This window comes from Halorubrum luteum (assembly GCF_054652935.1).
On the sequence record NZ_BAAIGT010000002.1, the window covers coordinates 2,352,037 to 2,365,287 of the forward strand.

The window sequence follows — 13,251 nt, forward strand, 5'->3', positions numbered from 1 at the left end:
ATGAGCACGAAAGCTATCGAGAGCCTCTCAGAGGACACGGTACGACGCATCGCCGAGGAGCGCGACGAGCCAGAGTGGCTCCTCGAAACCCGCCTTGACGCGCTCGAGGCGCTGGAGACGGTCGCACTGCCGGACGTCATTCGGACGCCCGGGCGACAGTGGACCGACCTTGCAGCGCTCGACTTCGAGTCGCTCGTCGATCCGCTGAACCAGTCGGACCGGACCGACCGGTCGAGCGACGACGACGTCGTCGTGCTCCCGTTTACCGAGGCGTTCGACGAGTACGGCGACGTGATCGAAGCGAACTTCGGCTCCGTGCTCGATCCCGAGGAGAACTACCTGACTGCGCTGTCGGTCGCGCTGTTCACGACCGGCACGTTCGTGTACGTTCCAGAGGGCGTCGACGTGGAAGACGTGACGGTTCGCGCCGAGATGAACTCCCGATCGCTGTTCAGCCAGACGCTCGTCGTCGCCGAGGAGTCGTCGTCGGTGACGATTCTCGAGTCGATCGCGTCCGGAGACGAGAGCGACGTCGACGGGGACCGGTACTTCTCGAACCTCGTGGAGATCGTCGCGGGCGAGAACGCCCACGTCCAGTTCGGCTCGCTGCAGAACCTCGATGAGGACACGTACACGTACGCGCTGAAGCGCGGCGACACGGACACGTACGCGACGATCAACTGGATCGAGAGCAACTTCGGCTCGAAGCTTACGCGCTCCGACGTCGAGACGGAGCTGAACGGCGACGGATCCGAGAGCCAGATCGTCGGGACGTTCTTCGGCACCGAGGATCAACACTTCGACATCAACGCACGCGTCTGGCACAAAGCCGAGCACACGACTGCCGACCTCGTCACCCGCGGCGTGCTCGACGACGTGGCACGCTCCGTGTACGAGGGCGTCCAAGACGTCGGCGAGGACGCGTGGAACACCTCCAGCTACCAGCGTGAGAACACGCTGATGCTGTCTGACGACGCCGAGGCTGACGCGTCACCGAAGCTGATCATCCACAACCACGACACCGAGGCCTCTCACTCCGCGACGGTCGGACAGGTCGACGCGGAGGACCTGTTCTATCTGGAGAGCCGGTCGATCGACTCGCTGACCGCACGGAACATGCTCGTCGAAGGGTTCTTCGTCCCCGTCTTAGAGGAGATCGCGGTCGACGAGTTCCGCGAGGACGTCGAGGAGCTCGTTCTCGAACGGCTCGAGTAAAACGTAGTGTCGGATCCATCCTGCACTTAAAGAGTCAGACGTTCTTCTTGGATCTCTATGAGACAGCCGTTCGCTGAAGAGTACGAATGAATCAGCAGTGCTGGCCGCACAGAGAGTGTTAGGCGGTGGAGGACTCGAAGACCGGTTCCGGATCGGTGGGTTGAGTCGCATCACAGACGCGGATGCGACCGTCGGAGCGGACGAACACGTTCCACGTGTCTACCTGAAAACTGAGGAGAGTGTGACCGTCCGTGGTTCTGTCGGAAGGGTCACACAGCGCGTTGAGGGCGTCCGGATCAACGTAATCGAACAGCGGTGGGAGATCGGTTGGATCAACACCGACAGCGTCCGACAGTGCCCATATTATATCCTCTGTAGCGGAGCTATCACTCTCGAAGTCGTATTCCGCATCAACGACCGGTGTGCATCCACGATAGACGGAGAGTTTCTCCCGATTGTTCATATTACGCGTACTCTCCCGCTCTATAAAGCGTTGTTGTGAGAACATGAGTGACAGAATACTCTTATAACGATCGGATCGACGCATGCCCACCTCCACCTCGAAAGCCCTCGCCGGGAGGCGGGCGCACGCTCGTTGCGGTCCTCGCTCAGTCGGTCAGCGTCGCCGAGGCGGAGTCACGTTCCATCGTCGCGAAGCCGCGGTCCAGATCGTCGATCAGGTCGTCGACCCCCTCGATCCCGACGGAGACGCGGATCAGGGTATCGGTGATCCCGAGCGCCTCCCGCTCCGCCGGGGAGAGCGGTTCGTGTGTCATCCCCGCCGGCAGCTCGATGAGGCTCTCGACGCCGCCGACGGAGACGGCCAGCGTGAACTCCTCGAGCGCCTCGAGGAACCGTTTCGCGTCCTCGATCTCGCCGTCGAGCTCGAACGAGAGGATGCCGCCGAAGCCGGACATCTGCTCGCGGGCGAGCGCGTGGTCAGGGTGGCTCTCGAGGCCGGGGTAGTGAACCGCCGTCACCGCCGGGTGGTCGTCGAGATACGTCGCGATGGCGAGCGCGTTCGCCTCGTGACGCTCCATCCGAGCGGCGAGCGTCTTCGTACCGCGAAGCACGAGATAGCTGTCGAACGGTGAGCTCACGCCGCCGACGCCGACCTGCTGGAGGAATCGGAGCTCCTCGGCGACCGCGTCGTGATCCGTGACGACCGCGCCGGCGACCGCGTCCGAGTGGCCGTTCAGGTACTTCGTCGTGCTGTGGACGACGACGTCCGCGCCGAGCGCCAGCGGCTGCTGGAAGTACGGGCTCGCGAACGTGTTGTCGACGCCGAACAGGACGTCGCGGTCCGCGGTGAGATCGGCGATCCCCGCGATGTCACACAGCGCCAGTCGCGGGTTCGTCGGCGACTCCATCCAGACGACGGCGGTCTCCTCGCGGAGCGCGGCCGCGACGTTCTCGGTGTCGGTCGCGTCGACGTACGTCACGTCGACGCCGAGCCGGTCGGCGAACACCCCGTCGAGCATCCGGCGCGTGCCGGCGTACAGGTCCTCGAACGCGACGACGTGGTCGCCGGGCTCGACGGCCGCGAGAAGCGTCGTGAAGATCGCTGCCGTTCCGGAGGCGAACGCGAGCCCGTGCTCGCCCCCCTCGAGCGCCGCGAGCCGTTTCTCGAGCGCGTGTCGCGTCGGATTCGACAGTCGGGAGTAGACGAACTCCCCCTCGTCGGGGTCGACGTCCTCCAGACGCATCTCCGTGTCGAGGCCGGGCAGCGCGAACGTCGAGGCGAGATGGATCGGCGAGACGACGTCGCCCGCCTCGCTGCCGACGCCGAACGGCTCCTCGCCCTCCGTAACGGCGAGCGTGTCGAGCGTTTTCTCGATGTGTTCGTCCATACCACAATAGAGTGCACACTCGCTGTAATAACTTATCATTTCTTAGTAATAAACCGCTTCGAGTAGAATTACTATGAGTAATCCTTTCGGGTAGCGGTCGCCTATTCGATGATCTCGATGGCCGGTCGGCCGGGCTCGGCCTTCCGGACCACGTCGTCGGCGGCCGTCTCGGCTCGGGTGACGACGACCGGTGCGTCGAACTCGCGTTCGATGAGCCACGCGGCCGCGAGCAGTGCGTCGTACTCCTCGTCGCCCGAGAGCGTCTCCGTGAGCGCCTCCCGTTCGGCCTGCAGGTCCTGTCCGTAGGCCGCGGCGGCGTCACCCTGCTCGCGGATGTGGTCGTGGCTCATCAGCTCGCCGATGAGGTTGTCGGCGTCGCTGTCGATCGCGATCCTGAGCGCGTCGTACTTCCAGTCGGGCGCGACCACGACGTCGATCCGCTCGGGGTCCTCGATGCCCGCGACCTCGACGATGTCACGGACGTCCTCGCGGGTGTTCGCCACCAGCCGACGGCGGCGCTCGACGGTGTCGCGGTCGACCGTCGCGGTCGGCCAATCGGCGTCGACGACGAACCCGTCGCGACCCAACCGGTCCCACAGCTCCTCGGCGAGATGTGGCGTGACGGGGGCGAGCAGCCGAATCACGACGTCGAGCCCGCGCTCGAACACGTCGGGATGCGGCTCGGCGTGCTCGCGGTATCCCCGTAGCGTCCCGACCAAGTCCTGTGCTTCCCGGAGCGCCACGTTGAACGTGAGGTCGTCGTACTCCGCGCCGGCGATGCTCACGGCGGCATCGATCTCCGCGTCGACGTACTCGTCGACCGTGTCGCGTTCGGTTTCGCTGTCGCCCGGATCATCCGCGACATCGTCCGGATCATCCGTGAGGTCGCCCGCGACGTACTGGGCCACGAGCTCCGACAGTCGTGCCAGAAAGCGGTGGGTGGACCGAACGCCTTCCTCCGACCAGTCGAAGTCGCGCTCGGGCTGGGCCGCCTCCATCATGAACAGCCGCGCGGTGTCGGCACCGTACTCCTCGACGATCCGCTGGGGCGAGACGACGTTCCCCTTGGATTTCGACATCTTCTCGCCCTCGAGTTGGACCATCCCCTGTGCGAGCAGGTTCGTGAACGGCTCGCGGTGGTCGAGCCCCTCGGCGTCCGCGAGGAACTTCGTGACGAACCGGCTGTACAGCAGATGCATCACGGCGTGTTCGATCCCGCCGACGTACTGGTCGACCGGCATCCAGTCGTCCGCGCGGTCGGGGTCGTACGGTGCGTCCGCGAGCTCGGGCGAGACGTATCGCAGGAAGTACCACGAGGAGTCGACGAACGTGTCCATCGTGTCCGTCTCGCGGGTCGCGGGGCCGCCACACTCCGGACAGCTCGTCGCCTTCCACTCCTCGGCGGCGTCCAGCGGGTTCCCAGTCGTGTTGATGAACTCCGGAAGCTCGACCGGGAGCTCCGACTCGGGCACCAGCACGGAGCCGCAGTCGCCGTGACAGTGGACCACCGGGATCGGCGTCCCCCAGTACCGCTGTCTGGATATCCCCCAGTCGCGCAGCCGGTACTGGGTGGTGAGCTCCGCGCCCGCGGTGTGGTCGGTGATCGCCTCGCGGGCGTCGGCGCTTCGCATCCCGGTGTACTCCCCGGAGTTCACGAGCACGCCGTCCTCGGTGAACGCCGTCTCGCTCACGTCGGGCGCGTCGGGTGCGTCAGCCGCGTCGAGACCGCCGGGCACGTCGGGACCGTCCGACTCCGCCGCCTCCGATCCCGCCGCCTCCGATCCCGCCGCGTCCGACCCCGCGGGGGCCGGGTCGTACCCGTCCGGCTCCGGCGCGATCACGGGCTCGATCGGGACGCCCATCTTCGCGGCGAACGCGTGGTCGCGGTCGTCGTGGCCGGGCACGCCCATCAGCGCGCCGGTCCCCACGTCCGAGAGCACGAAGTCCGCGACGAAGACCGGAAGCTCCTCGCCGGTTACGGGGTTGGTTGCCGTGAGGTCAGTTTCGACGCCGTTCGGCTCGTCGCCGTCGGGGTCGGCGTCGTGGTGAACGAACTCGTGAACCGCGTCGTCGCGCTCGACCAGCGACTCGCTTATCGGATGGTCCGGCGCGAGCGCGAAAAACGTCGCCCCGAACACGGTGTCGGCGCGGGTGGTGAACGCCTCGACATCGCCGTACTCGCGGTCGGGGCCCGACAGTTCGAACGTGAGCGTCGTCCCGTACTGGCGGCCGATCCAGTTGCGCTGCATCTGGCGGACGGAGTCGGGCCACCCCTCCAGCTCGTCGATGTACTCCGTCAGCTCGTCGGCGTACTCCGTGATCAAAAGGAACCACTGCTCCAGCTCGCGCTGCTCGACGGGGTTGTCACACCGCCAGCAGAGCTCCTCGTCGCCCTCGACCTGCTCGTCGGCGAGCACCGTCTCGCAGTCCGGACACCAGTTCACCTCGGCGTCGCGACGCTCCGCGAGCCCTTCCTCGTGGAATCGGCGGAACAGCCACTGGTTCCACTCGTAGTACTCCGGGGTGCAGGTGGTGATCTCCCGGTCCCAGTCGTAGCCGAACCCCATCGACCGCATCTGCGTTTTCATCGTGTCGATGCAGTCGAACGTCCAGTCGCGGGGGTTGGTGTCGCGCTCCTTCGCCGCGTTCTCCGCCGGGAGCCCGAACGCGTCCCACCCCATCGGGTGGAGCACGTCGTCGCCACGCATTCGACGGAACCGGGCGTACGCGTCCGTGATCGTGTAGTTGCGGACGTGACCCATGTGGAGCTTCCCGGACGGGTACGGGTACATCCCGAGCACGTAGGTTGGGTCGTCCACCTCGTCCGACGTGCGATACACGGAAGCGTCCGCCCACGCCTCCTGCCATCGTTCTTCGACCGCGGTGTGGTCGTAGCCGTGCTGAGACATCTGGTTATATACGCGTGGTGCGGTCGGCGTCGTATACCTTTCCATCCACGTGGCGCGTCTCACGGGGACCCGTGCCGAGAACGGACGTGGCTCCGTGCTCGCCGCACGGAGCGCACAACGACCCGTGAACGATCGAAGCGCGTGCTCGAGTTCGGCGAAAACGTCATACGTGATGGCGTTCTGTGTTCGATCGCAATGGCTCTGGTCGAGCAGTATCGCTCGGAGCTGCTGGCGCTCGGCATCGTGTCCGCGGTTACGGTCGGCGTGCTCGAGGGGTTCCACTTCCAGGGAGAGGTGCTTCTGGCAAAAGTCGTCGCACTCGCTTTCGTGATCGCGCTCGTGTCGGTCAGCGTCCTCCGCGTGATCGCGGTCGCGGAAGGCGTGTTCCTGCTCGAGGGGGCAGCAGTGTCGGTTCTCGCACCGCTGCTGTTCGAGGTGTCGCTCCGCTTCGAGCTGATCGGCGTGATCATGGCGGTCGGGTTCGTGGCCGGCGTCGGGCTCAACCGGCTCTTCGGCCGCATCGAGCCTGACGATCGGTCGACGACGAAAGCGAAATCCGACGCTCGATGACCGACGAATAGTGGATCATCGCACTCTTCCCGTGGTTTTCTCCACGAGCGCGTGCCCGAATCGTCGCCGGAACGAGCCTGCTTCGTGATCGATGTCGGGCGTACGTCGCTCACGAGTGGGGATGGGTGGTTTATAAGCGATACCGTGGAGGGGTTGGTGTTCGTTTATAAGTGAGTCGCGAGAGCGATAGCTCCGCGACGAACGATCCGAAAGCCCCAGCCGCGACGGCTCGCGCGCCTTGCTGCGCTCCTCGGTCGCTCGCGGTGCTCGCTCCCTGTGGTGCTTACAGCGGCGGGCGTCGCCCCACCGGGAGACTGCGTCTCCCGAGCCCCCGCTCGCTCCGCTCGCGGGGATCGCGGCTGCCCCTTTCAACCCCACCCGACCGCACTGCAACCGCACCTCACGCCTCCCCAGCCTCGCGGTTCGCGCTCTCCGAGCGCTCACCGCGTCCCTCGCACGCGCTCCTCGCGCTCTTTCCAGAGCGCTCGGAGGCGCGCGCCGACCGCCCGCCGTCACCTGATAACCGAACAATGCTCTGCTTGTGGTTGCGGTGGCGCGCGCCGCGAGCGGGCCTTCGGCCCGTGAGCGAGCGCGCGAGGGAGACCGGAGGGGCCGCCGAGCGTTCCGGCGGCCCCTCCGGTCGAGGCTGGGGCGGTCCGAGGCTGCGGTGCGGGGCGGGACTGGAAGGGGCAGCCGCGAGGGCGACGCACGGCGAAGCAAGCACTGCAAGGAGCGAGCGAAGTGAGCGACTGAAGCGCGCAGCGAGCCGCGCGAGCCGTCGCGGCTGGGGCTTCCAAGTCGGTCTCTGCTCCACCGCTCACTTATATACCACTCCTCACCGCGCTGAATACACTTTTATAAACAACGCACCGATTCTACTATGCACAATATACGCCCGAGATCGATCGCCGCGATGGCTACGCTGAGCGATTCTTCCGTCGGTGTGAACTGTTTTCCGATATGCTCCACGTGAGCAGCTACTCGCTCGAGACGTCCACGTTATGCGAACCGGCCCCCCCGGAGCCACCCTCTCCCGTGCCGGATCCGGACCGCCCCGTACGTGAGCCGGAGTCGGACCGGGGTGGCTGCGATCGGCCCGACGGACGCTCCTCCTCGACCGGGATCTGATGGGCGGAGTCGGCGAAGCCGGCCGAGAGGATCCGGGTCATCCCCTCCTCGACGGTTTCGCCCGTCTCCTCGATCCGCTCCGGCTCGACCTCGATGACGAATCCGGAGGTGATGTTCGGCGCGGTAGGCATGAACAACACGATCTTTCCGTCCCGGGTCTTCTTTCCCGTTTTGAACGCAGTCATCCGGATCCCGGCCCAGGTTTCGAGGTACACCGGGCTCTGCAGCTCGTCGGTGCCGGAGAGCGCGGTTTCGACGGCGAGTTTGGAGGCGTTGTACACGACGCGGAGCGCAGGGATGCGGTTGATCGTATCGTCCATCTTCGCCTCCGCTATCCGGCCGAGCGTCGTGCGCATGAAGTAGCCGACCGCGAGGACGATCGTCGTGAGGACCGCGAGTGCGATGATGACGCGGGAGAGCGGCAACAGCGGCTCCGGGATGATGTCGGGCTGGAGCGCATCGATCAACGGGATCGACGCGATATGTCGGTAGATCCAGCGGAGAACCAGAAGCAGAACGAGTAGCGGAGCCAACACGATAAGTCCGCTCGCGAAGTCGCGTTTCCACGTAGACATCTATCGCGTGAACATGCGGCGGCAACCCTTAAGAGGCCTTCTACGTGTCGGCGAGCGAACGCGAACGCCGGGAGTATCGACCGGCGATAACCCGGACAGCGAACGGGAGGATCCCCCCATACTCGCCGACACGGCGGGAGAGATACGAGAGCCACGCGTCGCCGTACGGAACGTACTGAGAGACGGTGATACCCTGCGCGGCGAGGTCGCGCTGGGCGTCCGGACGGACACCCATCGGCAGCTGTATCTCATAGTCGGTGTCGAACTCGTCGCCAAGACGGGTCGCGAGCGACAGTATCTCCGGATCGTGGCTCCCGACCGCGACACCCCGGTCCCGATGCTCGAACAGGTGTTCCACGTCGCCACGGAACGCCTCGTCAGCTCGGACAGGGTCCGCGTACGCGACGGTGGCTGACGCGTCGGATCGGCCGGACGTGCTGGACGTGCCGGCCGGACCCTTCCCGATCCGGATGCTTCCGGGGACGTCCACAAGGCGCGAGAGGTCCTCACGGGTGCGTTTCAGACGCGAACGGAGATGGATCCCGGACCGCCACGGAAACTCCGACGCCAGTTCCTCGAAGACGTCGACCGTCGTCTCCGTCGTCGGGGCGTCCGTCGTCTCACACCAGACGAACGCTCCCCGTCGGTCGGCGTAGGTGACGATCCGGCGGTAGTTGCGCTCGAACAGCTCCGGAGAGACGTCGAGACCGATCTGCGTTGGAGTCACCGAGAGGGACGCATCGAGGTCGGTTGCGGCCAGATCGTCGATGAGGTCGAGGTACGCCGTCGTGTCCGCACGCGCTCCAGCCCGGTCGTTGTGCTCGCCGGCTAGGGCCAGCACGGCGGCGATGCCGTCCCCGTTACACTGTCGTGCATGCTCGAGCGCCTCGGCGGCACTCTCGCCCGCGACGAACCGTCTCGCGATCGGGGGGATCATGGCCGACGGTAGTTTCGGGCTCGTCTTGACGCTTGCCACTCGCCGCCGGATCGGATCCAGCGTTTATAAACCAGTGACGCCCATCGAGCCGGTATGGTCGGTTCGCTCGTGGCGACGGCGTTCTGGGCGATGCTGCCGGCGTACGTCCCCAACAACTTCGCGGTGCTCGCCGGCGGCGGACGCCCGATCGACGGCGGTCGAGAGTGGAACGGAAGCCGGATCCTCGGCGACGGAAAGACGTGGCGCGGCACCGCGGTCGGTACCGCGGCCGGATTCGTGCTCGCACTCGCACTCAACGCGATCAACGCCCCCGTGAGCACCGCTCTGGGAGTCGGACTCCCCGCGTTCGAGCTGCACGCCGCGTTCGCGCTCGCGGTCGGCGCGATGCTCGGCGACATCGGCGCGTCGTTCATCAAACGCCGGTCGGGTCGGGAGCGAGGAGCGGCGTTTCCCGGGCTGGACCAGCTCGATTTCGTCGCCGGTGCGCTCCTCGTCGCGTTCGTCGTCGCGCCCGACTGGGCGCTGTCCGTGTTCACCCTGCCGGTGCTCGCCGTCGTCGTCGTGATGACGCCCGTCCTCCACGTGACGACGAACGTCGCCGCGTACAAGCTCGGACTGAAAAACGAACCCTGGTAGTTCGACGTCCGTCACCCACGATCTCGACCGGCTATCGGTCGTCGCGTAGTTCGAGATCCGCGACGATGTCGTACGGATCGGTCCCCTTCCGAACCGCGTCGAGGATCCGGAACGCCTCGTCCGGCGCGAGAAAGTGCCGACAGACGGCGCGACCGAGCGGCGTCGGAGAGAATCCGTCGATGAACCCCCACTCGAGCAGCTTGCCGACCGCGTGAGTCGTCGGAATCTCGCCGATCATGCGGTCGTTGAGCCGTTTCGCCCGCTTGCCGGCGACGACGACGTTCGCGAGCGTCTCCTCTACGGCGGCCGTCTCGTCGTAGTGGGTCGCGACGTTCTCCATCTCGCCTTTCAGCAGCGTGAACGCCACCTCGTCTTCCGTTCGGTCCATCGAGTTGTGGTACACCCCGTCCGGCTCGACGAGCAGGTACACCCGACCCCGGTCGTGGTAGTCCGGACGGCCAGCGCGCCCGAGCATCTGGGAGAACTCCTGTACTGAGAGCCACTCGATCCCCATCGCCAGCGAGTCGAAGATCACCTGCGAGGCGGGGAAGTCGACGCCGGCGGCCAGCGCCGCCGTGGTGACGACCGCCGACAGTTCCTGATCGCCGAACTGGCGCTCCACCTGCTTGCGACGCTTGTAGTCGAGTCCGGCGTGATACGGAGCGGAGTCGTATCGAAGCTTCCGGCTGATCTCGTGACAGCGCCGCCGGGAGTTGGTGAAGATGATCGTCTGCCCGCGGTACCCCTTCGAGGATTTCGTGTCGAACTCGCGTTGTACCAGCTTGTCCGCAATTTGGGCCTTTTCCCGACCGTCCGCGAACGTGACGTGTCGCTCGATCGGAACGGGTCGCTCCTCGAACTCGATCAGGGTCGCCCCGAGGGTTCCGGCGAGCCACTCGGGGTTGCCCACGGTCGCCGAGAGGTAAACGAACTGGGTACCGCCGTACCCGTCGTGAGTCTCCCGTCGTCGCTCGCTGTAGTGCTTCAGACGGGAGATAAGCCCGTCGAGACGATGACCGCGCTCCCCCTCCTTGAGCGTGTGAACCTCGTCGATGACGACGGTGCCGACATCGCCGAGATCCTTGCCGGTCCGGAGCGCGTGGTCGATCCCCTCGTACGTGCCGACGATAACGTCCGCGTTCGGATCGAAGCGGGTTCCGTCGTCGGTGATCCGTGAGGCCCCGACCCGGATCGAGACGTCGAGGAGATCGCCGTAGCGGTCCTCGAAATCCTCGTGTTTCTGGTTCGCGAGGGCGACGAGCGGGACCAAAAACAGCAGCTTCCCCTCACCGTTCAGCGCCCGATCGATCCCGGTCAGCTCGCCGACGAGAGTCTTTCCGGTCGCCGTCGCGCTCACCACGAGCTGGTCGGTGCCGTCGAGCAGACCGTTGCGGACCGCGAGACTCTGGACCGGTAACAGCTCGTCGAACCGCCCTCGGACGTGGGTGGCGAGATCCGGGTGGAGGTCGAGCTCGTCGGTGCGGACCGGCGTCACGTCGTCGACGTTCGCCGACACCTCGTCGTACTTCGTGAGGTCGGGGTCGAGCCCTCCCTGCAGCAGGTTGATGATCCGGTCGAGATCCTTCGAGTCGTACAGAAGCTCCTCGAGCCGCTCCTCGGCGGCCCCGGTGAACTCCCCTTTGTACGACAGCTCCCGCTCCAGTTCGCGTTTGGCGCAGTCCCGACAGATCGACTCGCCGTTGTGCGCTATCGCCGTCTCCGAGGTGATCGGTCCGTACCGACCGTCGGTCGCGCAGCGCCGACAGGTACGAACCGTCAGCGCCTCCAGCTGGTAGCCGTCGAGCATCGCTTCCAGACGCTTGCGAGCCTCGGGCGACGTCTGTTGGGAGATCCGGATCCGACTCGCCGCCCGCGCGAGCTCGACGAACTCGTCCGGGGAGCGCGGATGGTCCTCGCCGTCCCGGACGACCCGGAACTTCCCGGGGCGGGGACCCGCCGACGTCTCCTTGAGCTCGAGACGACCGCGAAGCACTCGACTCCCGTCGCGTACCGCGACGACGGTGTAGTCGCTCCGCGCCTCGTGGAGGAACAGCGTCTCGAGTTCGGCCAACTGCGTTGACACTGTCGATCCGTAAGCGAGACGGGTATTTCAGCATTGTCAAGCCAAGACGCCCGTCGTGTCAGAGTCCGCCCTTTTCAGGACGCTCCGCGATCGTCGAAACGGCTGGTCGGCGTCTCCCCGGACCGGTCGACTGCCGGGAGCGAGTACTTATCGCATAGCCGGAGTATGTGAATGTATGGCTCCCTCTGTGCTGCGACGAAGAGAGTTTCTTGCCGCTGTTTCAGCTGGCGTCGGAGTGCTTGCAGGATGGAGAGGTAGGGACTTCTTTGCTGAAGACACTGGTTCCGAGCAACCAGACGACTCGTCCAAGTGGAACGTCGAACAGCACGGCATTGAGGGAGATGGCTCTACAGACGTGAGAACAGCAGTTCACGAACTTCTCGCGGTAGTAGATCATAAAGACACGGCCGCCTAAGTACCTACATGCACCCCACACACGTCCTGCACCGCAATACACGTCCTCCGTACACCGCCGGACTCACTATCCGACAGCCATGACCGACGTTACCGCCGCTGTCCGCGTCGAACATCCCGATATCGTGCTCACGAAGACGGTCGCACACGACCGTGGGTCGACGGTCACGTCGGTGTTAGAGGCGGGAACCGATCCGACGTCGGGGCGGTTTTTCTATCGCGTCCAGTCGGCTGATCTCGATCGGTTCGAGGAGGGATTGCGGACCGATCACACGATTGGCGCGTTCGACCGGGTGATCGAAACCAGCGACGGGAAGGCGATCTATAGCTTCGAATATACCGACGAGGCGAAGGTAATCTCGCCGATCATCTCCTCCGCAAACGGGGTCGTCCTCGATATGCAAAACGACGGAACCGGTTGGGTGTTCACGATCTGGCTGCCAGATCGGGAACACTTCGCTCCCCTCTGGGACTATGCAGAGTCGAACGGGATCGCCATCGAACTGCTGCGCGTGAACGACCACTCGAGTTTGGGGGAGACGGACGCGAGTCTGACCGATAGCCAGCGGGAAGCGCTCCTCGTCGCGCTCGATGCGGGCTATTTCGAGGAGCCACGGGATGCGACGCTCGGCGATGTCGCCGCCGCGCTGGATATCTCGCAACCGGCAGCCGGCGGGCTCATTCGACGGGGGACCAAACGACTCATCGTTTCGTCGCTGCGGGAGGACGAGGAAACCCGGGAGTGATCATCCGCAGCCGGAACGCGTGCTCGCGTACATCCGGGAAGCGCGCGATCGTCGGCATGATCGTGTGAGGTACCTCGGGGTCACCTTACAAACCCCCCCGAGGCTTCCCTGTGTAGGCCCGCACTGCCGCCGCAAGGGAATTTGAGGCGTCCGTGACCGACGCTGGGACGACGATGACGGCACCCCGA

At 65.5% G+C, this 13,251-nt stretch carries 11 protein-coding genes; 5 read left to right on the plus strand and 6 right to left on the minus strand.

Features of this window, described 5'->3' with window-relative positions; genetic code table 11:
* Positions 1–1,215: a Fe-S cluster assembly protein SufD gene (gene sufD, locus ACYQ0R_RS11640; RefSeq protein ID WP_459823910.1), complete on the plus strand. Its 1,215-nt coding sequence runs from the start codon at positions 1–3 to the stop codon at positions 1,213–1,215.
* Between the two features lie 118 nt (positions 1,216–1,333).
* Here the strand turns inward: sufD and ACYQ0R_RS11645 are convergent, their stop codons facing one another.
* The 3 genes from ACYQ0R_RS11645 to ACYQ0R_RS11655 all read right to left on the minus strand — a co-directional run bounded on the left by ACYQ0R_RS11645 (position 1,334) and on the right by ACYQ0R_RS11655 (position 5,974).
* Positions 1,334–1,678, minus strand: coding sequence for a HalOD1 output domain-containing protein (locus tag ACYQ0R_RS11645; protein ID WP_459823912.1), 345 nt, complete (start codon positions 1,676–1,678; stop codon positions 1,334–1,336).
* Between the two features lie 145 nt (positions 1,679–1,823).
* Entirely contained in the window at positions 1,824–3,065 is a 1,242-nt protein-coding gene (locus ACYQ0R_RS11650; protein WP_459823914.1) for a trans-sulfuration enzyme family protein, read from the minus strand.
* 101 nt (positions 3,066–3,166) lie between these two features.
* Complete coding sequence (locus ACYQ0R_RS11655) at positions 3,167–5,974, minus strand: leucine--tRNA ligase (protein ID WP_459823917.1); 2,808 nt, start codon at positions 5,972–5,974, stop codon at positions 3,167–3,169.
* Positions 5,975–6,169: 195 nt separating this feature from the next.
* Here ACYQ0R_RS11655 and ACYQ0R_RS11660 point away from each other — a divergent pair, with 195 nt between their 5' ends.
* Complete coding sequence (locus ACYQ0R_RS11660) at positions 6,170–6,544, plus strand: hypothetical protein (protein WP_459823919.1); 375 nt, start codon at positions 6,170–6,172, stop codon at positions 6,542–6,544.
* 977 nt (positions 6,545–7,521) lie between these two features.
* Here the strand turns inward: ACYQ0R_RS11660 and ACYQ0R_RS11665 are convergent.
* Together ACYQ0R_RS11665 and ACYQ0R_RS11670 are read right to left on the minus strand one after the other, a co-directional pair.
* Entirely contained in the window at positions 7,522–8,247 is a 726-nt protein-coding gene (locus ACYQ0R_RS11665; RefSeq protein WP_459823921.1) for a DUF502 domain-containing protein, read from the minus strand.
* 40 nt (positions 8,248–8,287) lie between these two features.
* Positions 8,288–9,184 (minus strand): proline dehydrogenase family protein, encoded by an 897-nt coding sequence (locus tag ACYQ0R_RS11670; protein ID WP_459823924.1) that lies wholly within the window; start codon positions 9,182–9,184, stop codon positions 8,288–8,290.
* A 93-nt stretch (positions 9,185–9,277) separates the two neighbouring features.
* On the opposite strand from ACYQ0R_RS11670, the gene ACYQ0R_RS11675 reads away from it, so the two are divergent.
* Positions 9,278–9,820 (plus strand): CDP-2,3-bis-(O-geranylgeranyl)-sn-glycerol synthase, encoded by a 543-nt coding sequence (locus ACYQ0R_RS11675; protein ID WP_459823927.1) that lies wholly within the window; start codon positions 9,278–9,280, stop codon positions 9,818–9,820.
* Between the two features lie 31 nt (positions 9,821–9,851).
* Here the strand turns inward: ACYQ0R_RS11675 and ACYQ0R_RS11680 are convergent, their stop codons facing one another.
* Complete coding sequence (locus ACYQ0R_RS11680) at positions 9,852–11,903, minus strand: DEAD/DEAH box helicase (RefSeq protein ID WP_459823930.1); 2,052 nt, start codon at positions 11,901–11,903, stop codon at positions 9,852–9,854.
* Between the two features lie 175 nt (positions 11,904–12,078).
* On the opposite strand from ACYQ0R_RS11680, the gene ACYQ0R_RS11685 reads away from it, so the two are divergent.
* Both ACYQ0R_RS11685 and ACYQ0R_RS11690 read left to right on the plus strand, forming a co-directional pair.
* Positions 12,079–12,318 (plus strand): hypothetical protein, encoded by a 240-nt coding sequence (locus ACYQ0R_RS11685; protein ID WP_459825810.1) that lies wholly within the window; start codon positions 12,079–12,081, stop codon positions 12,316–12,318.
* Positions 12,319–12,397: 79 nt separating this feature from the next.
* Positions 12,398–13,063: a helix-turn-helix domain-containing protein gene (locus ACYQ0R_RS11690; RefSeq protein ID WP_459823933.1), complete on the plus strand. Its 666-nt coding sequence runs from the start codon at positions 12,398–12,400 to the stop codon at positions 13,061–13,063.
* Positions 13,064–13,251 lie beyond the last annotated feature (188 nt).